This is a genomic window from Actinomadura logoneensis, from assembly GCF_003428695.1.
GTDB classification, from domain to species: Bacteria; Actinomycetota; Actinomycetes; order Streptosporangiales; family Streptosporangiaceae; genus Spirillospora; species Spirillospora logoneensis.
In genome coordinates this window covers 15,638-40,156 of record NZ_QURH01000215.1, presented here as the reverse complement: position 1 = coordinate 40,156, position 24,519 = coordinate 15,638, and the positions used below count along the sequence as shown (strand labels likewise).

Genomic DNA, 24,519 nt, shown 5'->3' with positions numbered 1-24,519 from the left:
TGACGCCACCCGCCGGGGCGGCGCCACGGCGCGACCGTCCTAGCGGCCGTCGATCAGTCGCATCGCCAGGTCGGGGCTGAACGTCCCGGCCTGGACGTTCCTGCCGACGCCGCACGGGCCGTCCGACTCACCGGGGACCTTGACCCACAGCAGGTAGTCCGAGCCCGCGCCGCCCACCTGCGGAGCGGTCCCGAGCTTGGCGCCCGCCGGGTTGCACCAGACGCCCGGCTTGCCGCCGTGGCCGTTCCGGCTGGTGTCGATGACGAATCCGCGGGCGTACCGGTATTTGGCCGACAGAGCCGCGTTGACCTTCTTCGCATAAGCCGACGACTCGGCCGTCGTGAAGAAGTTGGAGACGTTCACGGAAAAGCCGCGGACGTTCTTCACGCCGGCCGCGTCCAAGCGCGCGGCCATGGCCGCGGGAGCCACCCAATGGGCATTTCCGCCATCCAGATAAACGCGCGCCTTGGGAGCCTTGCTCTTGAACTGCTGCGTCGCGTATTTCAGCAGCGCGATGCGGTTCTTCGCGGCGTCGCCCTGTCAGCGGTCGCCCCGCCCCTCGCCTTCCGGGAGCCACAGATCGGGCCCCAGCCGCTTCAACCGGCTCCGGCGGCTCTGAAAATCGGGCATGGCACGCTCGACCTGCCTCCAGAACCGCGCGCTGTGATCGTGATGATGCAGATGGGCCAGCTCATGGACGAGCACGTAATCGACCAGCGCGGGAGGAAGCTGCATGACACCCCAATGGAGGTTCACCCGTCCGCGCATGGTGCACGACCCCCAGCGGTACCCCAAAGGCAGGACACGAAGGTCCGCTACGTCCGCTCGCATCCGCTGAGCCCACGGTTCCAGGCGCCGGGGAAGCCACTCCGTGCCTCTTCGTGTGTACCAGCCGACGAGGTGGCCCGTGGGGTCGTCAAGCACGTCCTGGCGCAGCCGCAGCCTGCCACGGACGAGCCGCACAGGAGCCGCGCCCTCCTCCACGAGGAGCAGGCGGTAGCTGCGGCCGAGGTAGAAGAACCCCTCGCCTGACACGAACTCGCGAGGGGGACGTCCTTCGCCGATCTCCTGCCGCTCGGCCAACTTGCCGTACAGCCACCGCCGGCGACTCTTGATGACCTTCGCCAGGTCGTCCGGCGCGAGGCCGGGTGGGACCGTGGCGGTGACGGTGTCGTCCCGCTCCACGGTGAGCCGAACCGTGGAGCGCCGCTCGGACACCTTCACCCGAACGTCGAGATCACCCACCCGCATCCTCTCGGGGACCGGGTCCGCTGCGGAACCTTGCACCCGCCAAGCCTGCCAGCCGGGTCCGACGGTTCCGCACCGCCCCCGCCGGACGCGTCAGAGGTCCGTCAGCACGTCCCGGTTGTGCCGGAGGACGTCCATCAGGTCGGCGGCGACGGCCACCGCCTGGCTGATGTCCACCCCGATGTCCGCGGAGAGCAGCCGGCGGGCGACCTTCTTCCCGAGGTTCTCCTCCCTCACCGGGTTGCGCCAGAAGTCGCGCTGCCGGACGTCCTCCAGCACGAGGTCGAGGAGATCGCTCACCCCGGCCATGAGCGCGGCGTCGTTCTCGGAGTACGTGAGCGCGTCATCGAAGATCACTCCAACGAGCACGCCGTACAGGGCGCTCTCCACCCGGCTGCGCGGGTCCTGGGCGCCCGCCTCCTCCGCGTCGCGGAGTTCGACGATGAGCCCGGCCAGTTCGGCGGCCTGCCGGTCCCAGTCGTCGGCGTACTGCTGCAGGATCTCCTCGAGGCGCTCGCTCAGCCGCTTGTAGAGACGCGGGTCCCGGCCGTAGTTCACCTCGATGTGATGCCTGGCGGCGTGTTCCATCTCCGAGGCGCGCGACCGCGCCCCGGGGAGCGCGGCGACCTTCTCGTCGAAGTCGGCTGCGGTGAGCGCTACCGGGGGTAGCTTCTCGTCGATGCCGAGCGACGTCATGTGCTCGTCGATCAGCTCCCGGACCTTCGCGCCGTACAGGCTCGCATCGAACTCGCCGCCGTCCACCCGGTACCGGCGGCGCGCCCGGGTGGCGATCTCCGCGAACAGCCGGGCGTCGCCGAGGAACGGCCGGACGGCCGGGTTGGGCATCACGCGGTTCACCGTCGTCAGGAACCTCTTCAGCTCCGCCTCGTAGCGGTCGAAGACCACGCCCTCCTCCAGGAGGAGAACGCATTCCTCGATCGTCGCCGCCGAAGGCTGGACGCCGCGCCGCTCGAAGACCGACCGCACGCGCCGGCTCAGCGCCTCGAGCTGCGGCACCTCGTCCTCGAGCTTGTTCAGCGCCCCCTCGACGTCCTCACTGGCATACGCCTTGAGCGCCTTGGCCAGATGGTTGGCCACGCCGTAGTAGTCCACGACGTAACCGCACGTCTTCCCTTCGGCGGTGCGGTTGACGCGCGCCACCGCCTGGAGGAGCGTGTCCTCCTTGAGTGACCGGTCCACGTACATGACCTGCTCGATCGGGGCGTCGAACCCGGTCAGCAGCATCGCGTTGACGATCAGGAAGCCGATCGGCTTGTCCCTGGGTCCGAGTTCGGCGGGGAAGGGCTTCTTGAACGCCTCGATACGGCTGTCCTGCGCCTGCGGCTCACTCCATTCCCAGAGGCGCTCCGGATCGTTCGCGGCGGCGGAGATCACCGGAACGAAGTCGAGCGCGCGCAGCAGGTCGAGCTTCCGGTAGGCGTGGACGAGAACCGCGACCCGGGGCCGCAGCGACGGGTCGTAGGGGTCGGCCTCGCGCAGGTGCTCGGGCAGTTTCCCCGGGTTCAGCGCGTCGGCGACCAGCTCGTCCCGCGCCTTGGTCAGCGCCTCGCGGTAGCGGACGGTCGCCTCGCGGCTGTGCGCGACGACCTGCGCCTTGAACCCCGCCGGCATGACGGTCGTGACGTAGTGCCGCAGCATGTGCCGGGCCTTGGCGTCGATGAGCTCCTGGGCCTCCAGGACATCGCCCCGGGTCGCGTACCTGCGCTGGAGCTCCGCGCGCTCCTGCTCGGTGTGCTCGGCGAACATGTCCTCGAAGACCTCGTCCAGGTCCCGGCCGTCGCGCACGGCGCCCTTGACCGTGTGGCCCTCGTAGAAGATCGGGACGACGGCGCCGTCGGCCTCCGCCTCGGCCAGGCGGTAGCGGTCGATGAACGTCCCGAAGATCTCCTCGGTGCGCTTCTTCTTCCCCATGATGATCGGCGTTCCCGTGAAGCCGATCCGCGCGGCGTTCGGAAGCGCCTCCAGCAGGTTGAGGTGGAGCATCGAGCCGTGCGACCGGTGCGCCTCGTCGATCAGCACGACGATCGACTCGTCGGTGTTGAGCTCGCCGAGCGACGGCGTCCGCTCCCCCAGCTCCTCGGCGGCCTGCCGGGCCGCGACGTCCTGCTGCTTCTGGATCATGACGAACACGATGTCGGGGCTGTGCAGCGCCAGCTCGGTCTTGGCGTCCTTCACCCGCTTGGCGACCTTCAGGTGCTCGCCGGTCAGCGCCATCGTGTCGTGGAGCTGCTTCTGCAGGTCCTTGCGGTCGGTGACGAGGACGACCTTGTAGTTCGCCAGGTCCTCGATCGAACGCATCCGCCGGACGAGGAAGGTCATGGTCAGGCTCTTGCCGGAGCCCTGGGTGTGCCAGACGACGCCGCCCCGCTTGTCCTGCTCACCGTTCTGGATGCGCGTCTCACCGGTCAGAAGCCGGTCGATGGTCCTCTCCACGGCCCGGAACTGCTGGTACCGCGGCGCGATCTTGACCCGATGGCCGTTGTCCAGCGTCATGAACGTGACGTAGTCGTGGACGATCGTCAGGAGCCGTTCGGGCTTCAGCACGACGCCCGCGAGCCGCTCCTGCGCGCGGACCCGCTCGGGAGCGATGTCCAGGTCGGCGGCGAGTTCGATATCGCTGAGCGGGTAGGCGTCCTTCCACGGGACGTAGTGCTCCGGCTTGGACGTGAACGTGCCGAGGAGCGCCTTGTCACCGTTCGTCGCGACGGTGAGCTGGACGGTGTGGAACAGCTTCGGATTGCCTTCGCGGGCCTTGCGGTCACGCTCACCGGTGTAACGGCGGATCTGCGTGGCGGCCTCGAGCATTCCGTCGCGCCGGGCCGGGCTCTTGGCCTCGGCGACGACCAGGGGGACGCCGTTCACGAACAGCACGACGTCCGGGACGATGTGCTTGCGCCCCTGCGTGCCGGGGACGTCCACCCGGAACTGGGACACGACCGTGAAGTCGTTGCGTTCCCAGTTCGTCCAGTCGATGAAGTGGACGGTGCGAGCCCGCCCGTTCCCGCCGTCCGGCCCCGGGACCTGGACGCCGTCGATGAGCAGGGCCGTGGCCTTCTCGTTGGCCTCCAGCAGGCTCGGCGCGCCGAGGCGTTCCAGCGCCGCCACCGCCTGGTCGATCCGGGCGTCGTCCAGCCAGGGCGCGCCGTCGGGACCGAGGTTGATCTTCAGCAGCGCCGCGCGCAGCCGCTCCCGCAGCAGCACGTCCGTGAAGGACTCCCGGATCGGCGCCTGGCCGCCGCGAGGATCGAACGACCCGGCGGAGGCACGGGGGACGTGCTCCCAGCCCATGCCCACAAGCTGCTCGATCAGCGGCGCTTCGACCTCGGTGTACTCCGGCCCGGTCATGGTGGTCCCCGTTCACGCCCACGGTTGGTTCACGGAGTGGCCATCATGGCCCAAGATGATCAAGCGCCGCCACGGGATTCACAAGAAAAGCGACAAGATGCCCGATCAGCGGTCAAGATCCCCGAGCCGCACCCGCTCCAGCAGCCCAGCGAAGGTCGCCGCGCTGACCGCCAGCCGCGGCCCGTCCGGATCCCGCGAGTCCCGCACCCCGACCCCGCTGCCCACCCGCGCGACCTCCACGCACGCTTCGTCGCTCGATCCGCCGCTGTAAGAGCTCTTTCGCCACTGGATCACTGGTAACCCCTCTTGGTCTCCAAGATCAGCGAACGCGAGTCCGCCTTGGACATGGCAAGATCCCCGATCTGATCGCAGCGTATCCCGAGGACTTCGGTCTCCTCACCCCCTTCGATCAACCGCCCTCCGAGCTGAGCCCCGACATAAGCGACCTCGCGCGTCCCAAGACGCCCCGAACCGAGCTTGAGAATCTGGAACGGGCCGTCATGGCCGGGGTGGAATCCAGCGGAGCGCGGAACGATCCGAACGCTGGTCAGGGGATCGGCCGAGACTTCGAGAAGATAATCCAACTGCTCGATCATCACCTTCGGTGACCCCACCGGACACTCCAGCACCTCCTGATCAAGGAGCACCCACAGGTGAGGGCGGTGGGGCGCCGTAAGAAGCTTCTGCCTCTCGTTCCGCGAGTTGATGGAGTCCTCAATGGCCGTGGCCTTGCGGCCGGCCAAGACGCCACGGATGTAGTCCTCGGTCTGGAGAAGCGTGGGGACGATCTTGCCGTGGTACAGCTTGATGACCTTCGCAGCGGCCTCGTACTGGAGGTACTGCTTGAACCAGTCCGGGTCGTGACCGGTCTTCGCGTAGTGAAGCAGCCGCTCGAAGTGCCCGCCTGTGCACCACGCGGCGTCAAGGCGCTGCATGTGCTCCTCAGTGGGACGAGCCCGCCCGGCTTCCCAGTTACATACGCTGCCCCGCGTGACCTTGGCGATCAAGCCGACCTGTGCCAGCGACAACTCACGCTGCGTACGCCAGAACCACAGGTCAAAGGCCAGCCAGCCCCACATTGAAGACTTCGGGTCGATCGTCTCGCGAACGCTCATCATGGCCCCCGGGAGGTAGGTGTATGCGACGTTCAGCAATGCGTGCACGCTAACTCACCGAGCGTGAACCTGTGAGCGACTTCGCAGAATCTCACGGACGGTTTCGATGAACGATCACACGTACGCCCCGGGCTTCCCGGAGATCCGCATGAGCCTGCTGGCGACGCCGTCCTCGGCCGTGCTGGCCCGGGAACTCGTCCGCTACGCGCTCCTCAACTGGAACTTCACCAAGTCGCTGATCGAGGACTCGACCCTCGTCATGAGCGAGATCGTCACCAACGCACTCAACGCGGCTCCGGGCAGGGAGCTGCGCATCCGAACCGCGGTCCACGGAGGCGCCCCCCTGCTCGAATGCTGGGATCCGTCCCCCGTGCTCCCCGTTCCGTGCAATGCGCCTCTCGACGCGGAGTCCGGCCGCGGCCTCCTGATCGTCGCCGCCTACGCGGAGGAGACCGGCATCCGCCCCGCTGCCACCGGTCACGGCAAGGTCGTCTGGGCCCTCATGCCCAAGACCTCCTACTGAGGCCTGGCTCGACGCGCTTTCCAACCGCGCACATGTCAACACACAACGCTGGTGCCCGCGCGTCGGCTGGGCCGGCGCGTCCACCAGCAGTCACATGCGAAGAGGAAACACATGACTCAGCCGGCCTGGGCCCCCGACCCGTCCAGCCTCCTCATCTCGGAAGAGCAGTACGAGGCGCTGCCTGCGGACGTCGCCCACACCATCGAGGTCGTCGAGGGCAACGCCTTCTTCTGCCAGCCCCCGTCACCTGAGCGCCGGGTGGTCGCCTTCCGGCTGCAAACCGCTCTGATGGAGGCAAAGCCCTGCGAGCCGTGCATCCAGGTGTTTCAGGACACGGACATGAAATACGCTTTCGTGAATCCCCACATCACCGACGAGCGTAAGCGGTTCACTCTGCGCCGACCGGACCTCAGCGTTCTCCGCTGCATCGAGCGTGGAAGCAAGCTGACCTCCGCTGACGTCCTGGTGGCCGTCGAGATCACCAGCACCAACGAGGACACCGACTTCGTCGACAAGAAGGCCGAGTACGCCTTCCAGCGAATCCCGGCCTTCCTCATCGTGGTCATGGAGAACACCCGCATCCACTCAGTGGAGGAATACCGCCTCAACTGGCCAGCCCGCGCCTACCGCCTGGCCAAGGTCCATCGAGGTGCACTCACCACCGAACTCCCCGAGGGCATCAAGCTGGACGTTCCCTTCAGCACCCTCGAAGAGATGTAACCGCTGATCAGGCGACCTTGGTGCGGCCGGTGAGCAGGTCATCTGCCAGCCCTTGCTTCAGCAGCCGCAGCCGCTGACGCTCTTGATAAAGCGACTCAACCTCTGAACGGGCAGCGGCAACGATGCCGAGGATTCTCCGCTGCTCAGCCAACTCGGGAATTCTCACGCGAAGTTCCATCACCGTACGTGAATTGATCTTCACCATGGACTCGGACGTTCCTTGTGCCATGGCTTGAATTTGACGCCGAACGCGACCTTCCAGCAGTTGTAGCTCCAGAAATTCTGGCAAACACTGCGCCGACGTCGTGACCCTCATCATCAAGTCGGGGTAGATGCAGGGAGCGCCGACGTCGCGGTAGATGCCAGCCAACCCGACCAGCTCCCTCGTGTTGGCCCTACTGATCAGGAGATCTCCGTTAGCCAGCATCGCCGCACGATTCCTTGAGTCTCCAGAGGGAACATTCTTCAGCTGAACGGGACGGAACCCTCGAGGCGTCAAGCAGCTAAGTCCGAGCGCCTTCACTCCGGTCCAGTTATCCACTTCGACCGGAGAGTAGCCGTTCTTAGGTGGACCAGAAAGAAACGAGGAGAGTTCAGATTCAACCGATGAAACCGAATCAAGGAGGCTCGAAATAAGGCCCCCTACAATGACCTCCTTTTTCTTGAGGCACGCCTCCAGCATCGCATCCTGATGGTCAACCGCGTCGAGAACCTCCGCAATCCGTCGCTGCTCCGCCACCGGAGGTACTGGGACTACAGTGGACACCAATTCGGAACGCGATAGCTCTACCTGATTGGTTGATCCAGTGAAGCAATGAGCTTCGAGATACCGCTGCCCCCAAGGAGACCTCAGGAGCATTTCCATCCACCGCGGGTTGATTTTCGCCAATGCAGGACGCAGAATAGTGACATGGCTATCTACGACGAAATCTCCAACTTCGCCAAAGACGCAGGAGCGTCCAATCGTCCCAGCGCCTGTGGAGTTCAAGAGAACATCGCCTGTTTTGGCGCGCAAGACGTTAAGCGCGCGAGGGTCATGTCCACGTGTCGCCGATGCGTCAAATCCCCATTCGCGGACACATCTCTGTCCAATTACACGAATCGGACTGTCATCGACGTACGCTGGCGCCGTCCCTCGGGATATCAACTCACATACGCTGTCCAACCGCATCTCAGGCCAATGCGCGATCTGCGGCACTCCGATGCGACGCTCAGGCATAGCCGAGCTCCTTCAGCATGGCGTCCACGCGGGCGGCGGCTGCGGCTCGTTCGGATTCCAGCTCTCGGAGGGTGACCGCGTACTTGTCGGCCCAGGTGCGGTAGCGGTCGGTGAGGGCGCGGCGGCCGGTGGCCATTCGGGCGTCCAGTCCCGTGGCCAGGTTCGCCTTGAGGATGCGCATCACGAGGTCGGGCTCGGTCTCCGCGTCGTGGATCTTCTGGACTCCAATGGCCAACTCGTGGACGAAGGTGTTCTCCAGCGTCTTGACGCGCTTCTTGGCCGCAGCGAGCCGAGCCTTGAGGCGCTTGAGCTCGGCCGGATCGATCTCCTCGGCCTCACCGCCGCCCTCACCTTCCTCGTCCGAGGGTGAAGCCGTCGCGGCTTTGACCTTGGCGTCGAGTTCGGCGCGTTCGTTCTCGGCCTTCTCCAGCTCGTTGAGGTAGTCGGCGAGCACGAACGGAACGAGCGGGTGCTCTCGGGCCTTGCGCTTCTCGGCCGCGAGGCGCTGGGCGTTCATGACCGCAGCCGGGCCGTTCTCGTCGAAGGCCGTCTGGATGCTGGTCAGCCATCCCTGCACCACACCGCTGAACCGGTGGTACGCCAGCGTCCGGATGTCGTACTGGACGCCACCCCACCACGAGGCGATCGCGCCGGCGAGCTGGAAGCGGTCCAGCGGCCCGACCGGCTCCAGCTCCGCCACGAAGGAGTCCAGCAGCTCGGCGCGGGTCTCCATGATGCGCCTGGTCTCGGGCAGCTCGCGGAGACGTTTGCCGTGGCTGTCCCACCAGCGGTCGAACGCCTCCCGCAGGCGGTTTTCGGCGGGGCGGGCGAGGTCCGGGATGCGTTCGACGGCCGTCTCCCAACCGTCCGCCGGGAAGTCGTTGTACTCCGCGTCCCGCTCGGCGAACAGAGTCGTCACGTCGATGCCATACGCGGCGAACGCCTCCGCGTGCGCGGCCACCTCGGACTTGGGAACGCCGCCGTGCAGGTGGGCGCGGACGTCCTGGGGCTCCGGCGGCGGGGTGTTGTCCACGTACCGGCGGATGTTGAGGTTGTACTCGTTCTCCGCCAGCTCCTCCACGGAGACGACGCGGGCGAAGCCGGGGATCTCAAGGTCCGGGTCGTCGTCGTACGCGCGGTAGGCGGAAACGATCTTCTCGGCGTGCTCGGGGTCCAGGTAGTTCTGGGCGCGTCCCTGGCGGTACTCGCGGTCGGCGTTGATGAACAGCACCTTCCCGCGATGTTCCTTCTTCGGCTCGCCGGGGCCGCGCAGGATCAGGATGCAGGCGGGGATGCCCGTCCCGTAGAACAGGTTCGAGGCGAGGCCGATCACGGCCTTCAGCCGATCGTCCCCGATCATGCCCTCGCGGATCGTCCGCTCCGCGCCGCCACGGAACAGCACGCCGTGCGGCATGACCACTCCGCCGATGCCGTCGGGCTTGAGCACCGACAGGATGTGCTGGGCGAACATCAGGTCGGCCTTCTTGCCCGTCCCCGGCGTCCAGCCGTAGACGAACCGCTCACCGTGCTGGACGGTGTCCGGGTCGTAGTTCAGGGAGAACGGCGGATTCGTGAGGATCCGGTCGAACTTCTCCAGGCCCCCGCGCCCGTCCGGGAACTGCGGGTTGGCGAGGGTGTCCTCGTTCTCGATCTCCGCGTCGGTGATCCCGTGCAGGATCATGTTCATCTTGGACATCGCCCAGGTGCCACCGTTGGCCTCCTGGCCGAACAGGGACAGGTTCCTGGCGTCCTCGCCCGCCTCGGCGACATACTCCTTCGCCATGATCAGCATGCCGCCGGAGCCCGAGCACGGGTCGTACACCCGCATGTCCGCCTTCGGCTCGACCAGGCGGACCATCATCCGGACGACCCCGCGCGGCGTGTAGAACTCGCCGCCCTTCTTGCCCGCCGAGTCGGCGAACTCGCCGATCAGATACTCGTACGCGGCCCCGAGCAGGTCGGGGAACTCGAAGTCGTCGTTGCGGAGCCGGTAGATCCCGAAGTGCGAGATCAGTTCCTGGAGCCGCTTGTCCGGCAGGGAGGTCTTGCCGACCTTGCGGGTGAAGTCGATGTGGCCGACAACGCCCTCCAGCGCGGAGGTGTTGGCCTCCTCCAGCGCCTCGAGGGCCTTGTTCAGCAGGTCACCGACGCCCTTGCGCCTGGAGTTGTCGACGAGGTAGCTCCAGCGGGCCTTCTCCGGGACGTAGAAGTCGTGTCCGTCGTACCAGACGGGGTTGTCGGCGATCGACCTTGCCGCGCTCTCGCTCTTCCCGGCGGCGACCTGCTCCTGGACGACCCGCTCGAACAGCACGTCGAACTGGTCGGAGCACCGCTTCAGGAACAGCATCCCGAAGATGTACTCCTTGAACTCCGAGGCGTCCATCTTGCCGCGAAGGATGTCCGCCGCACCGAACAGATGTGCCTCTAGCTGCGGCAATGTCAACTTCGCCACGAAAACGGCCCCTCCCCGCTGAAGATCGTCGGCTAGACGATAGCGGCCGGGCGCGGATGGGCGCGCCGTTCGGGAGGAAACCGCGAGGTGACCGTTTCCGGTCCCGCGAGTCAGTCGCCGTAGCGGGGCAGATCCGTGGTGTCCAGGGCGCCGAGCGGCTCGGGCAGGGTGATCTTCTCGCCGTAGACGCCGGACGAGGTGGTCACCCACGTCCCGTCGCCGCGCGGCTCACTGCTGACCGTCCATTCGCCGGTGCCGGGCGACAGGTAGAGCAGGGCGCCGACCAGCGAACGCGAGTACCACGCGGTCTTGGCCGCGATGGACGGCCGGGACTCCGACGGTGAGGCGACCTCGACCGCGAGGACGAACTCGTCTCCCGGAATCAGCCAGTCGTCGGTGTCCAGGCTGGCCGGCGGCAGCACCGCGAGGTCCGGCGTGGCGTAGTCGTCCGGATCGTCCGGCAGAGGGATGGAAACCGTGTCGGCTGCGGCCAGACCGTTCCGTGCCGCGCGGGCGCCGAGGGCGTCGCGGACGCGGACCACGGTGAGGGCGTGCCGGCCAGGCGGAGCGGGACGCATCACCAGAGCGCCTTCGATGATCTCGACGTACAGGGCCCCGCCGCTCTCACGCTCGATGTCGTCGGCGGTCCGGCGCAGCTTTCCGGGGAGGGGCCTGGTGATCGTCATCCGCGTCCCCCTCTCCAGGCGTCCCCCTCACACTATTCGCCGAGCCCCGACGAACCCGCCGGACAGGGCGGATTCGATCACCTTGACCGTTCTGGCGACACGAAGATGATCAAGGGGTTAGGATGTGCGTCCCCGCCGCCCGAACCCCTGCCCCGGAGGGACTGCGCCCGTGGCCCAGCTGGCGATCTCCAAGGATTTCCTCGCCGAGTTCACCACGCTGGAAAAGCCGGTGCAGAAGGCCGTGCGGGAGGCGATCAGCAGGTTCGCGAAGCACACCCATGCGGGCCTCCACCTGGAGAAGCTGCGCAACTCCCGCGACCCGCGGATCCGCACCATCCGCATCGACCGGTTCTGGCGCGGCGTCGTGCTCGCCCCTGAATCGGGCGACCTGTTCTGCCTCCTGCGCGTCCTGCCGCACGACCAGGCGATCAAGTACGCGATGAGCCGGGTGTTCACCGTGAACACCGTGCTCGGTGTCCTGGAGAGCCGGGACGAAGAACAACTGCGGGCGGTCGGCACGGCACTGGAGATCACGGCCGAGGACACGTCCGACCGGCTCTTCTCCCACGTCAAGGACGCCGACCTGCTCGCGTTCGGCATCGACGACAAGCTCCTCCCCCTGATCCGGCACCTCGCCCGCGAGGAACACCTCGACGCTCTCGCGCATCTGCTCCCGCCGCTCCAGTACGACGTCCTGGTGGCGTTCGCCGCGCACATGGAGCCCGAGAAGATCTGGGACGAGCTCAGCAAGAACCTGGTGGACGCCGAGGCCCCCGCCTCAGTGGACGTCGAGGACCTGGCCACGGCGATCCAACGCACCCCGGACCAGGTGGCGCTGATCGAGGGGCCGGAGGAGCTTCAGAAGATGCTCCAGCCGCCGTTCGCGCTCTGGCGGATCTTCCTGCACCCGATGCAGCGGCGCATCGCCTACCAGCCGTCCTACCCGGGCTCGATCATGGTCACCGGCGGCGCGGGCACCGGCAAGACCGTCACCGCCCTGCACCGCGCAGCCCATCTCGCCCGGCGCTACCGCCACGACGACGGTACGCCGATCCTGGTCACCACGCACACCAAGTCGCTGGCTGCCGAGCTCCGCCGCCAGCTCGACCTGCTCATCGAGGACCCGAAGGAACGCGCGCGAGTCGAGGTCGTGCACATCCACCAGGTCGCGATGGGCATCCTGCGCACGTTCGCCGACGGCTGGCAGCCCACGCCGATCAGCCGTCGTGACCTTCTCCAGGAGATGTCCACACCCGACGCCGGGCCCGCCGACGAGTTCGTCTTGGACGAGTGGGAGCAGGTCATCCTCGCGCAGGACATCCGCACGCTCGACGTCTACCGGAAAGTCAAACGCCGGGGCCGCAAGGCCGCGCTCTCCCCGGAGCTACGAACCGTCCTCTGGGGGGCCATCGAGGCGTTGAAGGAACGTCTGCGGGCCATGCCCCCGAACGGATGCTGGACGTTCACCGAGATCCCCGCCGAAGCGGCCGGCGCACTAGTCCGTAGCGGCTCGCATCCCTATCGGCACATCGTCGTGGACGAGGCCCAGGACCTGCACCCGGCGCAATGGCGGATGCTCCGCGCCGCCGTCGCCGAAGGCCCCGATGACCTGTTCCTCGTCGGTGACCCGCACCAGCGGATCTGGCAGCACCGGGTCGCCATGCGGGACACCGGCGTCAACATCACCGGCGGACGCACCAAGCGGCTGACCATCAGTTACCGGAGCACCCAGGAGATCCTGGACTGGGCACGCCGCGTCCTGGGGTTGGTGACCGAGGCCGAACTCGAAGGATGGCCGAACACCCTCGACGACTTCGAGTCCCCCATGCACGGCCGCCGTCCGATCGTGCGGCGGTTCGCGGACGGGGACGAGGAGTTCGACGCCGTCGTCGAGCAGGTGCGGGGGTGGCTCGCCGCCGGCGTCGAACCGGGCGCGATCGGCGTCGTCGCGCGGGTCCGCTACCGCGCCGGTGACCTGCAGAAGCGGCTCCGGCAGTCGGGGATCGCCACCGAGGCGTTCGGGGCGACGGGTCACGCCGTCCAGGTCGGGACGATGCACGACATCAAGGGCCTGGAGTTCCAGTGCGTCGCGGTCGTCGAGGTGCAGGAGGGCATGATGCCGCACCCGAGAGCGGTGGTCCCCGAAGAGACCGATCCCGCCGCGCACTCCGAAAGCCTCCAGCGGGAGAGGTGCGTGCTGTACGTCGCGTGCACTCGCGCCCGCGACCGCCTGCATGTCTCCTACCACGGCGCCCCCAGCCGTTTCCTGCCGCGCTGATCCTCCCGACGGAACGAGGAGCCTCCCCCCGATGCGTCCCCTCCGAGTCACCGTGCACAACATCCGCGGCGCACGGGACGTCACCTTCCATCCCCGCCTCTTCAGCGCCCTGATCGGCCCGAACAACGCAGGTAAGACGACGTTGCTGGACGCGATCCGGCTGTTCTACGGCACGCTGGCGTGGGACGAGCGGCGCGACCGGCCATGGCGGGACACGTCTGACCCTTCCTGGGTGGAGATCACCTATGCAGTGGAACCCGCGGAGGCCGATCAGCTGGTGCTGCACAGCGACGATGTCGAGCAGAGCGCGGCGGACAGGGACGAAGGCGTCTCGGGAACGTCCCTGTTGGAGGACGGGATGCTCAGCGTCCGCCGCTACCTCTCCCAGGACGGCCGGCACGCGGCCGGGGAGTTCTACTTCGTCCCGCCGGGAGGCGGGGAGCTGTTGCCGACCGGCTGGGAGGCGACATCGGGCAAGCTCGGGCAGTGCGTGTACGTTCCGATCACCACCCGGACGAAGGACCACACCTCGTCCAGCGAGCCGTCCCCGCTCCGCGACATCCTGGTCATGGCCTTCGACGGTTCCGTGACCGACAACCTCGTGGCCTCGGTCTCGTCCGGCGTACGAGCGCTCAGGGACATGCTGGCGAGAGGGCCGCTCACCGCGCTGGAGAACCGCCTCGACGACGCTCTGAGTCCCTGGCAGCTGACGGCGAAGGTCGACTTCGGCACGGTCTCGGCCGAGTTCATCATGCGCCACCTGGTCGAGTTGCAGCTACGACAGGACGGCGAGGCGAGACCCGCCGAATCCCAGGGCGCGGGCGTCCAACGCACACTGATCGCCGCGCTCATCCAGGCGGCGGCGGGCCTTCGTTCCCAGGCGAAGGACAACCCCTTCCGCTGGATCCTGTTCGAGGAACCGGAAGCGTTCCTGCACCCGGCCCAGGTCTCCCGCCTCGCGCAGGACCTGCGGGAACTCACCAAATCCGGGAACACGGCGGTGACGATCAGCACGCACGACCCGACGGCGTTGTCCGTGGCCGAGGTGCCGCCCGAGGGGATCACGCGCGTGCACCGTGTCGTCGGCCGGATCAAGGCCAGTTCGCCCGCACCTGATCGGACGGCAGAGATCATCGATGCGGTGGGCTACCGATCCGCCTATGCGCAAGCCTCGCAAACGTGTTTCAAGAGTTTTCGCAAACCGGACCCCACCCAGGAATACACACGCGTTCTCTATGATCTGGACCCACGCAGTGCCGCCGCCTTCTTCGCCGATCAGGTGGTGGTGGTCGAGGGCAGCAGCGACGCGCTGTTGTTCGAATGGCTGAACCGGCGCGGTCACCTTACGAGCATCGGCCCGAACGTCGGTGTCTTCGACGCGGGCGGAAAATTCGAGTTGCATCGGGCGTCGGCGACCCTCTCTCTCGCCGGCGTCCCCCACGTGGTGCTCTGGGACGAGGACGCGGCACGACGTCAGCCGGGCACCAACGAGTACAAGAACAACCACTGCCGGGACAACGCGGCTCTGGCCGCGTTGTCCGCCGCCGCGTGCGACCAAGGCTCGACCTGTAAAGGTGGAGTGCGACTGGACGGCACGATCGAACAGTGGCTCGGCATCACCGAAGAGAAGTCGCGTCCATGGAAGGCGGCGAGCATCGCCGAGGCACTGGGAGCCGCGTATCACGCCGAGGAGTCGCCGGTCCGAACCCGGACCGAGGCTCTGGTCGCCTTGCTGCGCGACCTGTTCGACGACATTGATCCGAACCTGTACGCAGCCGATCCCGCGTTCTCCGATTCCATGATCATACGGCGTTTCACCCCACCGGAGATCGATTTCGTTTTCGAGGTGTGTTCCGCGCCGAAGCGTCTCCGCTGCACCTGCTGAGATCTCCCGCGTCGGGGCGAAGGCGCTCGATGCGGTCAGCGGCGTCGACCCCGGCCAGTGGGCCGGGGAAGGCCCCGCGACGCTCCAGCCGCCGCTGCCCGACGACGCCGCCCTCCGGCACGTTGCCGCCGCCGAACAGAAGGCGCACTCGCTCGCCACGCCCAAGGCGATGCCGATCAGCGCGAACCACCGGTCTGCCGGTGATCTTGCGGCAGGCTGCCACGCGTGGGGTACGTGAGGCTGCTGCGAGATCCGAACGTCGCGCTGCTGTGGTCGGCGCAAACACTCAGCGTGCTCGGCGACCGGGCATACGCGCTCGCGGTGATGTGGTTGGCGTGGAAGACGACCGGGTCGACTGCGCTGATGGGCGTGGTCGCGGTGGTCGAGTCCCTGCCCTGTCTGCTGGTCGGCATCGCCGGACGGCGGGTCGTGGCGCAGGCTTCGGGCTTCGGCCGTCTGGCGGCCGTCGACGCCGCCCGCATGCTCATCGTGGCGATCCTGCCCGTGCTGTGGACGGTAGGGGGCCCCAACACGGGTGTTCTGCTGGCTGTCGCGGCGCTACTCGGCCTGCTGGGAGCGGTCTTCGACCCGCAACTGGGGTCGCTCGCGGTCGACCTCGTGCCTGCCGACCAGGTCCGGCAGGTATCCGGGTTGATGGACCTGATGAACCGGATCGGGCGGATCGCGGGCCCCGGATCGGCTGCGCTGCTGCTGATGGTGATCCCCGAGGTTCAGCTGTACGTCCTGGACGCGGCGACGTTCGCAGCGTCGGCGGCGGCGCTGGGTGTGCTGACGCGCCGCGCACCGGCGACCGCTGCGTCCCGGGAGGTCGCGTCGGCGTCGGTGCGTCCGGCCCCGGCGCGCCGGCTGCTGCGTGCCTTGCCGGTGACCGGTTGGATGATGGCGCTACACGCCGCCGGACAGCTGCTGTACGGGGTGACGCTTGCGATACCGGCACTGCTGACGGTGCGGCTGGGGGCGTCGGCGTCCGGGCCGGTGTACGCGTGGACGGCGACCGCGACCGGTCTCGGTGCCGTGGCCGCGAACCTGCTGGTGGGCAACCTTCGTACGGCGGGCCGGATTCCCGGCGGGTACTGCCTGGCGTGGGCGGCTCAGGGGGCGTTGCTGGTGGCGCTCGGCGCGTCATGGTCGATGCCGCAGTTCCTCGCCTTGTCGGTGGCGGTGGGCGCGGCGTCGCCGTTCGCGGCTGTCGGCCTGCGAACCCACCTGTCGCGGTTCGCCCGGGATGAGCGGTTGGCGTTGCTGACGCTCGATCAGACGTGGCTTCGGACTGCCGGCACGGCCGGGACGCTGCTGCTGCCGTTCCTCGCCGACGGCAACCCGGACGAGGCGTTCATCGGTGCCGGAGCGGGGATGGTGCTGGTGGCGTCGCTGGTGTGGGTGGTGACGCGGTCGCTGACGGAGCGGGAACCCGTCCCGGTGGTTGTTCTGAGCAGGGACTGAGCGCGGGAAGGCCCTCCCGGGCAGGTGACGGATCACTCGGCCGGGGAGGGCCTGTTCAGCCCGAAGAGGACGTCGGGTCAGGCGGCGGCGTCCAGCCGCCAGTGGGTCACCTCGACGTTCTCCAGCGGGATGCCGATCTGCGCGTAGACGCGCTTGTGCATCGCGCCGAACCACGCGTCGCGCCGGTCCTCGTAGAACTCCATGTCGTACCAGGCGACGCCGAGGAGGATGGTCCCGCCGCCCGTTTCGCTGTCGGGGTCGGCCTCGTAGTAGGTGCATTCCCAGTCCCACAGCATCATGTCCTCGGGGCGGGCGCGAAGCCGCTCGTCGGAGTCGCGGATGGACTCGATGCACCGCTCGACGGTCGCGGCGTCCGGGCAGTAGTACCGGCAGTCGGAGCGGGCGACGGGCTTCTTGTCGCCGCGGCGGGCCGCGTCGCCGTCCTCGCCGACCAGAACCCGGACGCGGGTCACCTGCTGGGTCGCGGGGATCTCGTAGAGGGTCTTGGTCATGTCCGTGGTCTCCTTTCAGACCGGGGGGTTGGACACGTCAGGTGGTGGACCGGTCGCCCGTGAGGAGGGTGGTTGCGGGGGGCTGGCCGTGGTGGAGACGGACCGCTCCGGGGGCGACGTACACGGCGTTGAAACCGATCCGGGGCTGCCCGGTGGTGTTGATGTCGGAACGGTGGATCAGGCGGACGTCCATCAGGAGCGCGTGCCCTGCGCGCACCGGGACGGGCACGTACCGGTTCTCTGCGGGCGCGGTGGCGAGGGTGAGGGGCGCGCCGCGGCCGGGGTCGTGCGGCGCTCGGATATGAGGCTGGTACCCGCTGCCGTGGGAGCTGGGGACGACCCGCACGCAGCCGGAGGCGATCGTGGCGTCGGTGAGCGCGAACCACACCGAGACCGCACGGTCAGGAGCGAGTTCCCACCTCGCGTCGATGCCGTCCTGATGCGGCGGCACCACGAACGCGCGGGGTTTCTTCCGTAGCAGGAGCGTCGATTCGATCACTGCCACCGCCGGCCCGATGCGGTTCTGGACCACGGTGAGGATGGGCGGGGCGGTCAGGGCGTGGCGTGCCCACTCGTGCCGTGTGTGAGGGGCCGGCGCGATGTCGGGGCCGTGTCCGGCGGCGCGGGCCGCCTGGGCGGCCTGCTCGGGGGTGGCCCAGACCAGTCCGGTCGCGAATCCGGTGTTGGCGCCCAACGAGGTGTTCATGCCCTCACAGTGCGCCGCTCCGGCTCCGCCCGCGGTGCCGTGTGCATGTCGTGCACACGGTGTGCGTTTTCTGCACGCGGGGTTGACAGGCTCCTACGGCAGGCGTAGCCGGGCGGACAGGGCACGCAGGTCAGGCGAGATCCGCCCAGTGACCATCAGGTTCCCGACCATGCGGCGGACGGCGGGTCGGGTCCGCACTTCCTGCGGTGCGATCCGCTCGGCCTGGAGGAGGGTGTCGATGCACTCGGTGCGCTGGTCGAGCATGGCGTGCGCGGCTGCGGTGTCGGTGAGGTATCGGGCGCGTCGTTCGATCGTGGGGAGGTTCTTCACCTTCACACGGTCGGCGACGGCGAGCGCGGCGGTGGGATTGCCGACTGCGGTGTGCCCGGATATCAGGTGCAGGTCCACGATGGAGCGGCCGAATCCGCCGCCGTGGGTGGGCAGCATCAGCCGGTCGCCGAGGCCGTCGGCGATGCGGCGGGCCTGCTCGGTGAGGTCGACCAGTGTCGCGGCGTCACGGGATCTCGCGGCCGTGTATCCCGCGCTCATCAGCAGCAGTCCACGTTGGGAGCGGGACCGGGGGTCGGTGCCGGTGAGTTGGTCTGCGGCGTGCAGGGCGATCGCTGCGGCGTCGTCGGGCCATCCGGCTTTGCGGATCAGGATCGACTTGTTGCGGGCGGTCTCTCCCAGCAGGACCGGGTCGCTGCCTCCGGTTGCGAATGTGTGCGCCCGGTCGGCGGCCAGCAGCCCAAGGTCGACTGCGTCGAGCTTGATGAGCAGACGGGACGTCAGGGTGTAGGCGTGGGCGAGAAGCCCGTAGGCGTGCGGGTCGTCGTCGGCCGCGGCGAGCTGCTGCATCCCCACGACGAGCTTGGGCAGGTCCCTGCTGAGGTCGACATAGCGGCAACTGTGGAATGCCGTGGTGGCCTTCCCCAGCAACGTGCGGGCTTGAGCGGTGGTGCACGGGGCTGCCCCGGGAGGGAGCGAGGTACCGAGCAGTAGGCCACGTAAGGCGTCGAGAAGGGCCCCATCGGGACCGGGCGTGACGGCACGGGCCGTGCCTGCTGCCAGCCCGCCGGGTACGGCCGAGGCGGCAGCGGTCACTGCCAGAGAGGTGAGCAGTTGGCGACGGCGCACGGGATCATCTTCCATCACACTCGGCGCGCCCGTCACGGCCTCGCCCACAACGCCGAGAGATTCTGGAGCCAAGCCCAGTACCTCGGCTGCGCGGTGTAGTGTCCGCACGTCGCGCGCCTGCTGCTTCCCCGCCTCCAGCCGCGACACTGTTGAGCGGGAAACATTCAGGCGTTTCGCCAGGTCAGACTGTGTCCAGCCGTGGCGACGCCGCCCGGCGCGGATCGTATCGCCTGCTGAGCCGCGGCCCATAGAACTCACGGTTGCCCTGGAGTGATGTCCCGTCAACCCGGCGCCGGGTCGTTCGGCGCGTTCCGGACCGGACGTTAACCGGTCACGGTCCTCATGCTGCCCCGGATCATGTGCTCGCGGTTCGGGGGGAGCGCGCGTGGCGACCACACCTGGCAGCAATCTTCGACTCCAGATGGACACCGGGCACGGCGTGACCGGACGTCACGCGCGACGGGGCGGGGTCAGCCGAGCCAGAGGACGGCGGTGACGCGGAACTCGCGGATGTCGTGGACGACCAGGTACTCGACCAGGACCCGGCGGCCCGGGACGCAGAGTTCGTAGCGGAGGCCGGTGGCGTCCAGGGGGGAGCCGGGCGGGGGCGCGCCGACGTCCACGGCGTCGCCCGCCTCGGCGGCGAAGCGGACGAAGTAGTCCAGGACGTCCTCGAAGAGGGGGCGCGGCATGGCGTGCAGGTCGGCGGCGGCCTCCTCCTGGCAGAAGACGGTCCAGCCGCGTTCGGGTCCGGTCACCGCGACCTGCGGGCGGCGAGCTCCTCCAGCGAGACCAGGCCGCGCCCGGCGAGGGCGTCGGTGACGCGCCGCTCGCGGCCCGGGACGCGGTCGAGCATGGCGTCCATCCACCAGTGGTCGAGGACGGCGTCGAGCGCGCTCCCCTCGGCCTCACCGGCCTCGGCCAGGAACCGTTCGCGCTTGTCCGGGGCGAGCGCGGCGGCGACCGCGCCGACCGTGCGCGGGATCGCGCGGGTCTGGCCGGGCAGGAGCGGACGGTCGGGCAGGGCCATGCGGAGCCTTCCGGGACGTGCGTGACGGACGCGCCCCACGCTACGGGAACCCACCGACGATCCCGGCGCCGTCCGCGAGACCGGCGTGCCGCCGGAAGCCGCAAGCCGGACACCGGACGCCGGACGTCAGGCCCCGGGCAGGGTTCGGCGGCGGACGGAGTGGAGGAGGGCGTCCACGCGGGGACGGTCCGGTTCGTCGGGGAGGGACGTGCGGGCCAGGGCGTCCGCCATGCGGGCGGTCAGGGACGCGCGCCAGGCCCCGACCTCGTCCAGCGGCACCTCCCCCGCGCGGACGGCCAGCAGCCGGTCGCGGTGGTCGTCCATCCGGACCAGCGGCTCCCCGTGTTCGAGCAGGTGGAGGCCGCTGATCAGGAGCCGCAGCATGTGCATGACGTGCTTGGGGTTGCGCGCCTGGTGGTTCTCCATCTTGCGGAACTGGCTCTCGGCGTAGCCGAGGAACGACCGGTGGGCGCGCTTGGACACGAACGCCGTCCGGACGTCCAGGAGCTCCGCGCCGATCGGGGTGACGTGCTCGACGAGCGGCGACCACAGGCATTCCAGGACGGTCGGGTTCGCGGCCAGCGCCAGCTCGCAGAACCGCTCGAACTCCCAGGAGAACTGCTCCTCCCCAGGGCCGGTGACGTGCGTCGGCGGCTTGTCGAAGTGCCAGTACAGCTCGGTGGGCGCGACGAACACACCGCGCCGGTCGGTGTCGCTGGCGGCGGTGTCCAGGCCGTAGGCGCGCGAGCCGACGACCACCGACAGGACGGTGTGGTCGGTCACGAGCCGGTGCCCCGGCGCGGACGACGCACCGGCCGGCGCCTCGGCGCTCGTGCCCGCAGCGCTCCCCTGCTCCCCGGTCATTCCAGGAGGGTCCCGCATCCGGCCGCGTGCCGTCGACCCGTTTGTCCGCTTGCAGAAACTTTCTGCAAGGACTTTACGTTCCTTGCGGCCGATTGCTACCGTCGCCCGCACCACCCCCACGAGGAACAGGTGAAACGGGCTGCACGACACGTCAAACCCGTTTCACAGAGGAGGACCCCCATGCGGCGTACCATCACGGCCGGAGCGCTGACCTGTCTGGCGCTCGCGGCGCTGACGGCCTGCGGCGGAGGCGACGACAAGAAGGACTCCGCGGCCCCGTCCGCGGCGCTCGACGGACGCGGCCCGGTCACGTTCGTCACCGGCAAGGACCGGTCGGGCAACCTGCAGAAGCAGATCGACGGCTGGAACTCCGCGCACCCCAAGGAGCAGGTCCGCGTCGTCGAGCTGCCGGACGAGCCGAACGACCAGCGCCAGCAGATGATCCAGAACGCGCAGACCAAGTCGGACGCGTACGGCGTCCTCAACCTGGACGTCGTCTGGACCGCCGAGTTCGCCGCGAACCGCTGGCTGACGCCGCTGCCCAAGGACCAGGTCGACCTGTCGAAGATGCTGCCCGCGACGGTCACGACCGGGCAGTACCGCGACAACCTCTACGCCGTCCCGTCCACCTCCGACGCCGGGATGCTGTACTACCGCAAGGACCTGCTCGACAAGGCCGGCATCAGCGCGCCGCCGAAGACCTACGCCGAGATGTGGGCCGACTGCGACAAGGTGAAGGCGCTGCCCGAGGGCAAGGGCGTCGACTGCTACTTCACCGAGGTCAACAAGACCGAGAGCCTGACGATCAGCGCCGTCGAGGCGATCGAGGCCCAAGGCGGCTCGATCCTGGACGCCTCCGGCAAGCCGACCGTGAACACGCCGCAGGCCAAGGCGGGCATCGAGTTCCTCGCGGGCGCCCGCAAGGACCGGATGCCCAAGGAGGCCGTCACCCTCGACACCGAGGGCGGGCGCCGCTACTTCCAGGGCGGCAAGCTGCTGTTCCAGCGGCAGTGGCCGTACCAGTACGCGATGGCGAACGCGACCGACGGCTCGTCCAAGGTGGCCGGCAAGTTCGCCGTCGCGCCGCTGCCCGGCCAGAACGGCCCGGGCGTCGCCAACCTCGGCGGCCACAACCTGGCGATCTCCGCGTTCGCCAAGAACAAGGCCACCGCGCTCGACTTCATCAAGTACCTGACCGGTGAGCAGGCGCAGCGCGCGAACCTGATGGCCACCTCGCAGGCCCCGACCGTCGCGTCCCTGTACGACGACCCCGAGCTGACCAAGAAGTTCCCGTACCTGCCGGTGCTCAAGCAGGCCATCAGCACGGCCAAGCCGCGCCCGGTCGTGGTGAAGTACGGCGACGTCACCGCAGCCATCCAGGGCTCGGTCTACGACGCCGTCAACGGCGGCAAGCCCGTCGACCAGGCCCTCACCGACCTCCAGGGCAAGCTGACCACGCTGACCGCGGGGCAGTGAGCCAGCCTGTGAGCCGTGCTGTGAGCTCTGAAGTGAGCGGAGTCTCCCGGCGCGCCGCCGCCGACTCCTCGCGCCCGCGCCGCTCCGGCGGCGCGCGGCGCGGGGAGCGGCGGATGGCCGCGCTCCTGCTCTCCCCGACCCTGCTGGTGCTGGCGCTGGTCGTCGGCTACCCGGTGCTCGCCGGGCTGCGCGAGTCGCTGTACGCGCGCGGCAGCGGCCTGGACGCCGACGGCTTCGTCGTCCAGGGCAACAGGTTCGTGGGGCTGGACAACTACACGTCCATCTTCGAGGGCGACCGCGCCGACGCGTTCTGGAACGCCTTCACCAACACCACGTTCTTCACCCTCACCACGGTCGCCCTGGAGACCCTGATCGGTGTCGGCATGGCGCTGATCATGCAGCAGGCGTTCCGCGGCCGGGCGCTCGTCCGCGCCAGCATCCTGGTCCCGTGGGCGATCCCCACTGCGATCTCCGGACTGCTGTGGCGCTGGATCTTCCAGGCCGACGGCGCCGCCAACGCCGTCATCGGCCACCAGGTGCTGTGGACGGCCGACGGGTTCCCCGCCAAGCTCGCGGTGATCATCGCCGAGGTGTGGAAGACGTCCCCGTTCATCGGCCTGCTCGTGCTCGCCGGGCTCCAGATGATCCCGCGCGAGGTGCACGAGGCCGCCAGGGTGGACGGCGCGAGCGTGTGGCAGCGGTTCGTCTACGTCACGCTGCCTCTGATCAAGCCGGCGCTGCTGGTCGCGGTGCTGTTCCGGATGCTGGACGTGCTGCGCATGTTCGACCTGCCGGCCGTCCTCGTCGGCGTCAACCAGAAGTCGGTGGAGACCCTGACCATGCTCGCCTGGTTCGAGGCGACGAACCTGCGGTACGGCTCGGCCGCGGCGTACGCGACCATCCTGTTCGCCTACATCGCGCTCATCGCCTACCTGTTCGTCAAGCTCCTCGGCGCCGACATCATCGGCGAGGCCCGGCGGACGCGAAAGGCGGCGAAGCGGTGAAGCGCGCCCTCTCCTACCTGGGCCTGGCCGCCGTCGCGGTCTACTGCCTGGCGCCGTTCTACTGGATGGTCGCCTCGGCGCTGCGGCGCCCCCAGGACCAGTTCGACAACTCGCCGGTGCCGTCGCCGGTCTCGACCGAGAACTTCCGCGCGGTGTTCGGCGGCCACAACGACTTCGGCCGGGCGCTGCTGAACAGCATCGTCGTCGCCGGGGTCACCACGGTGTTCACGCTGGTCGTGGGGGTGTTCACGGCCTACGCGCTGGCGCGGCTGGACTTCCGGTTCAAGAACGCCGTGCTGGGCCTGGTCATCGGGACCACGATGTTCCCCGGCGTCTCCCAGCTCGTCCCGCTGCTGAAGCTGTTCACCGACATCGGCTGGATCAACACCTACCAGGCGATGATCGTGCCGAGCCTCGGCTTCGCGCTGCCGCTGTCGGTGTGGCTGCTCACCGCGTTCTTCCGGCAGCTCCCGTTCGAGCTGGAGCAGGCCGCGATGGTGGACGGCTGCACCCGCGGCCAGGCGTTCCGTAAGATCATCGTGCCGCTGGCCGCGCCCGGCGTGTTCACCACCGCGATCCTGACCTTCATCGCGGCGTGGAACGAGTTCCTCATCGCGCTGTCGATGGTCAACCGCAAGGAGATGCAGACCGCGACGGTCGCGATCTCCAAGTTCACCGGCGTGTCGGGCTTCGACCAGCCGTTCGGCACGCAGATGGCGGCGGGCGTGATCGTGACCGTCCCGCTCATCATCGTCGTGCTCGTCTTCCAGCGCCGGATCGTCGCGGGCCTCACGGCCGGCAGCGTCAAGTGACCCGGCGCGACGCGACCGAAAG

General features: G+C 68.5%; 21 protein-coding genes and 1 pseudogene. 8 read left to right on the top strand and 14 right to left on the bottom strand.

Annotated elements, in window-relative coordinates:
* Positions 1–39: 39 nt before the first annotated feature.
* The 5 genes and pseudogenes from DZF91_RS12195 to DZF91_RS12175 all read right to left on the bottom strand — a co-directional run.
* Positions 40–519, bottom strand: a pseudogene (locus tag DZF91_RS12195) (glycoside hydrolase family 6 protein); the annotation flags it as partial.
* A gap of 21 nt (positions 520–540) precedes the next feature.
* Positions 541–1,245 (bottom strand): M48 family metallopeptidase, encoded by a 705-nt coding sequence (locus DZF91_RS12190; RefSeq protein WP_199486582.1) that lies wholly within the window; start codon positions 1,243–1,245, stop codon positions 541–543.
* Positions 1,246–1,341: 96 nt separating this feature from the next.
* The gene (locus tag DZF91_RS12185) at positions 1,342–4,614 is read right to left on the bottom strand and encodes a type I restriction endonuclease subunit R (RefSeq protein ID WP_117357586.1); all 3,273 of its coding nucleotides are present in this window, start codon (positions 4,612–4,614) and stop codon (positions 1,342–1,344) included.
* Between the two features lie 105 nt (positions 4,615–4,719).
* Positions 4,720–4,908 (bottom strand): DUF397 domain-containing protein, encoded by a 189-nt coding sequence (locus DZF91_RS12180; protein WP_117357585.1) that lies wholly within the window; start codon positions 4,906–4,908, stop codon positions 4,720–4,722.
* A complete protein-coding gene (locus tag DZF91_RS12175; RefSeq protein WP_117357584.1) occupies positions 4,905–5,777 on the bottom strand; it encodes a helix-turn-helix domain-containing protein in 873 nt (290 codons plus the stop codon). The genes DZF91_RS12180 and DZF91_RS12175 overlap by 4 nt, the downstream gene beginning before the upstream one ends.
* A 58-nt stretch (positions 5,778–5,835) precedes the next feature.
* Between DZF91_RS12175 and DZF91_RS12170 the strand changes: the two genes are divergently transcribed.
* Both DZF91_RS12170 and DZF91_RS12165 read left to right on the top strand, forming a co-directional pair.
* A complete protein-coding gene (locus tag DZF91_RS12170; RefSeq protein WP_117357583.1) occupies positions 5,836–6,252 on the top strand; it encodes an ATP-binding protein in 417 nt (138 codons plus the stop codon).
* A gap of 111 nt (positions 6,253–6,363) precedes the next feature.
* Complete coding sequence (locus DZF91_RS12165) at positions 6,364–6,972, top strand: Uma2 family endonuclease (RefSeq protein WP_117357582.1); 609 nt, start codon at positions 6,364–6,366, stop codon at positions 6,970–6,972.
* 7 nt (positions 6,973–6,979) lie between these two features.
* Here the strand turns inward: DZF91_RS12165 and DZF91_RS42645 are convergent, their stop codons facing one another.
* From DZF91_RS42645 to DZF91_RS12150, 3 genes are all read right to left on the bottom strand, one after another.
* Positions 6,980–8,143: a restriction endonuclease subunit S gene (locus DZF91_RS42645; protein WP_268915935.1), complete on the bottom strand. Its 1,164-nt coding sequence runs from the start codon at positions 8,141–8,143 to the stop codon at positions 6,980–6,982.
* 40 nt (positions 8,144–8,183) lie between these two features.
* Positions 8,184–10,643 carry a type I restriction-modification system subunit M gene (locus tag DZF91_RS12155; protein ID WP_117357580.1) on the bottom strand — a complete coding sequence of 820 codons (2,460 nt, stop codon included), beginning with the start codon at positions 10,641–10,643 and terminating at the stop codon, positions 8,184–8,186.
* Positions 10,644–10,753: 110 nt separating this feature from the next.
* Positions 10,754–11,329, bottom strand: coding sequence for a Uma2 family endonuclease (locus DZF91_RS12150; RefSeq protein ID WP_117357579.1), 576 nt, complete (start codon positions 11,327–11,329; stop codon positions 10,754–10,756).
* Positions 11,330–11,498: 169 nt separating this feature from the next.
* Here DZF91_RS12150 and DZF91_RS12145 point away from each other — a divergent pair, with 169 nt between their 5' ends.
* From DZF91_RS12145 to DZF91_RS12135, 3 genes are all read left to right on the top strand, one after another.
* The gene (locus tag DZF91_RS12145; RefSeq protein ID WP_117357578.1) at positions 11,499–13,607 is read left to right on the top strand and encodes a UvrD-helicase domain-containing protein; all 2,109 of its coding nucleotides are present in this window, start codon (positions 11,499–11,501) and stop codon (positions 13,605–13,607) included.
* A 52-nt stretch (positions 13,608–13,659) separates the two neighbouring features.
* On the top strand, positions 13,660–15,492 hold the full coding sequence (locus tag DZF91_RS12140) for an ATP-dependent nuclease (RefSeq protein WP_158587923.1): 1,833 nt from the start codon (positions 13,660–13,662) through the stop codon (positions 15,490–15,492).
* 225 nt (positions 15,493–15,717) lie between these two features.
* Entirely contained in the window at positions 15,718–16,956 is a 1,239-nt protein-coding gene (locus tag DZF91_RS12135) for an MFS transporter (protein ID WP_158587922.1), read from the top strand.
* Between the two features lie 77 nt (positions 16,957–17,033).
* On the opposite strand, the gene DZF91_RS12130 is transcribed toward DZF91_RS12135, so the two are convergent.
* The 6 genes from DZF91_RS12130 to DZF91_RS12105 form a co-directional block, all read right to left on the bottom strand.
* On the bottom strand, positions 17,034–17,468 hold the full coding sequence (locus tag DZF91_RS12130; protein WP_199486580.1) for a hypothetical protein: 435 nt from the start codon (positions 17,466–17,468) through the stop codon (positions 17,034–17,036).
* Between the two features lie 37 nt (positions 17,469–17,505).
* Positions 17,506–18,174, bottom strand: coding sequence for a phytanoyl-CoA dioxygenase family protein (locus DZF91_RS12125; RefSeq protein ID WP_117357575.1), 669 nt, complete (start codon positions 18,172–18,174; stop codon positions 17,506–17,508).
* Positions 18,175–18,267: 93 nt separating this feature from the next.
* Positions 18,268–19,560: a helix-turn-helix transcriptional regulator gene (locus tag DZF91_RS12120; RefSeq protein ID WP_117357574.1), complete on the bottom strand. Its 1,293-nt coding sequence runs from the start codon at positions 19,558–19,560 to the stop codon at positions 18,268–18,270.
* A gap of 221 nt (positions 19,561–19,781) precedes the next feature.
* Positions 19,782–20,069, bottom strand: a complete 288-nt coding sequence (locus tag DZF91_RS12115) for a hypothetical protein (RefSeq protein WP_117357573.1) — start codon at positions 20,067–20,069, stop codon at positions 19,782–19,784.
* Positions 20,066–20,341, bottom strand: coding sequence for a hypothetical protein (locus tag DZF91_RS12110; RefSeq protein WP_117357572.1), 276 nt, complete (start codon positions 20,339–20,341; stop codon positions 20,066–20,068). The genes DZF91_RS12115 and DZF91_RS12110 overlap by 4 nt, the downstream gene beginning before the upstream one ends.
* A gap of 126 nt (positions 20,342–20,467) precedes the next feature.
* Positions 20,468–21,205, bottom strand: coding sequence for a nucleotidyltransferase domain-containing protein (locus DZF91_RS12105; protein ID WP_117357571.1), 738 nt, complete (start codon positions 21,203–21,205; stop codon positions 20,468–20,470).
* Positions 21,206–21,385: 180 nt separating this feature from the next.
* On the opposite strand from DZF91_RS12105, the gene DZF91_RS12100 reads away from it, so the two are divergent.
* Genes DZF91_RS12100 through DZF91_RS12090 form a run of 3 tightly spaced genes read left to right on the top strand, consistent with a single transcriptional unit; the run spans position 21,386 to position 24,497 of the window.
* Positions 21,386–22,681, top strand: a complete 1,296-nt coding sequence (locus DZF91_RS12100) for an ABC transporter substrate-binding protein (protein WP_117357570.1) — start codon at positions 21,386–21,388, stop codon at positions 22,679–22,681.
* A gap of 32 nt (positions 22,682–22,713) precedes the next feature.
* Positions 22,714–23,685, top strand: coding sequence for a carbohydrate ABC transporter permease (locus tag DZF91_RS12095; RefSeq protein WP_235834229.1), 972 nt, complete (start codon positions 22,714–22,716; stop codon positions 23,683–23,685).
* Positions 23,682–24,497, top strand: coding sequence for a carbohydrate ABC transporter permease (locus DZF91_RS12090; RefSeq protein WP_199486579.1), 816 nt, complete (start codon positions 23,682–23,684; stop codon positions 24,495–24,497). The genes DZF91_RS12095 and DZF91_RS12090 overlap by 4 nt, the downstream gene beginning before the upstream one ends.
* Positions 24,498–24,519 lie beyond the last annotated feature (22 nt).

Bases quoted from the DNA above. Each gene is read 5' to 3' on its own strand.
- DZF91_RS12185 (WP_117357586.1), bottom strand. From the start codon at position 4,614: ATGACCGGGCCGGAGTACACCGAGGTCGAAGCGCCGCTGATCGAGCAG.
- DZF91_RS12170 (WP_117357583.1), top strand. From the start codon at position 5,836: ATGAACGATCACACGTACGCCCCGGGCTTCCCGGAGATCCGCATGAGC.
- DZF91_RS12165 (WP_117357582.1), top strand. From the start codon at position 6,364: ATGACTCAGCCGGCCTGGGCCCCCGACCCGTCCAGCCTCCTCATCTCG.
- DZF91_RS42645 (WP_268915935.1), bottom strand. From the start codon at position 8,143: ATGCGGTTGGACAGCGTATGTGAGTTGATATCCCGAGGGACGGCGCCA.
- DZF91_RS12150 (WP_117357579.1), bottom strand. From the start codon at position 11,329: ATGACGATCACCAGGCCCCTCCCCGGAAAGCTGCGCCGGACCGCCGAC.
- DZF91_RS12130 (WP_199486580.1), bottom strand. From the start codon at position 17,468: ATGACCAAGACCCTCTACGAGATCCCCGCGACCCAGCAGGTGACCCGC.
- DZF91_RS12125 (WP_117357575.1), bottom strand. From the start codon at position 18,174: ATGAACACCTCGTTGGGCGCCAACACCGGATTCGCGACCGGACTGGTC.
- DZF91_RS12120 (WP_117357574.1), bottom strand. From the start codon at position 19,560: ATGGGCCGCGGCTCAGCAGGCGATACGATCCGCGCCGGGCGGCGTCGC.
- DZF91_RS12110 (WP_117357572.1), bottom strand. From the start codon at position 20,341: ATGGCCCTGCCCGACCGTCCGCTCCTGCCCGGCCAGACCCGCGCGATC.
- DZF91_RS12105 (WP_117357571.1), bottom strand. From the start codon at position 21,205: ATGACCGGGGAGCAGGGGAGCGCTGCGGGCACGAGCGCCGAGGCGCCG.
- DZF91_RS12100 (WP_117357570.1), top strand. From the start codon at position 21,386: ATGCGGCGTACCATCACGGCCGGAGCGCTGACCTGTCTGGCGCTCGCG.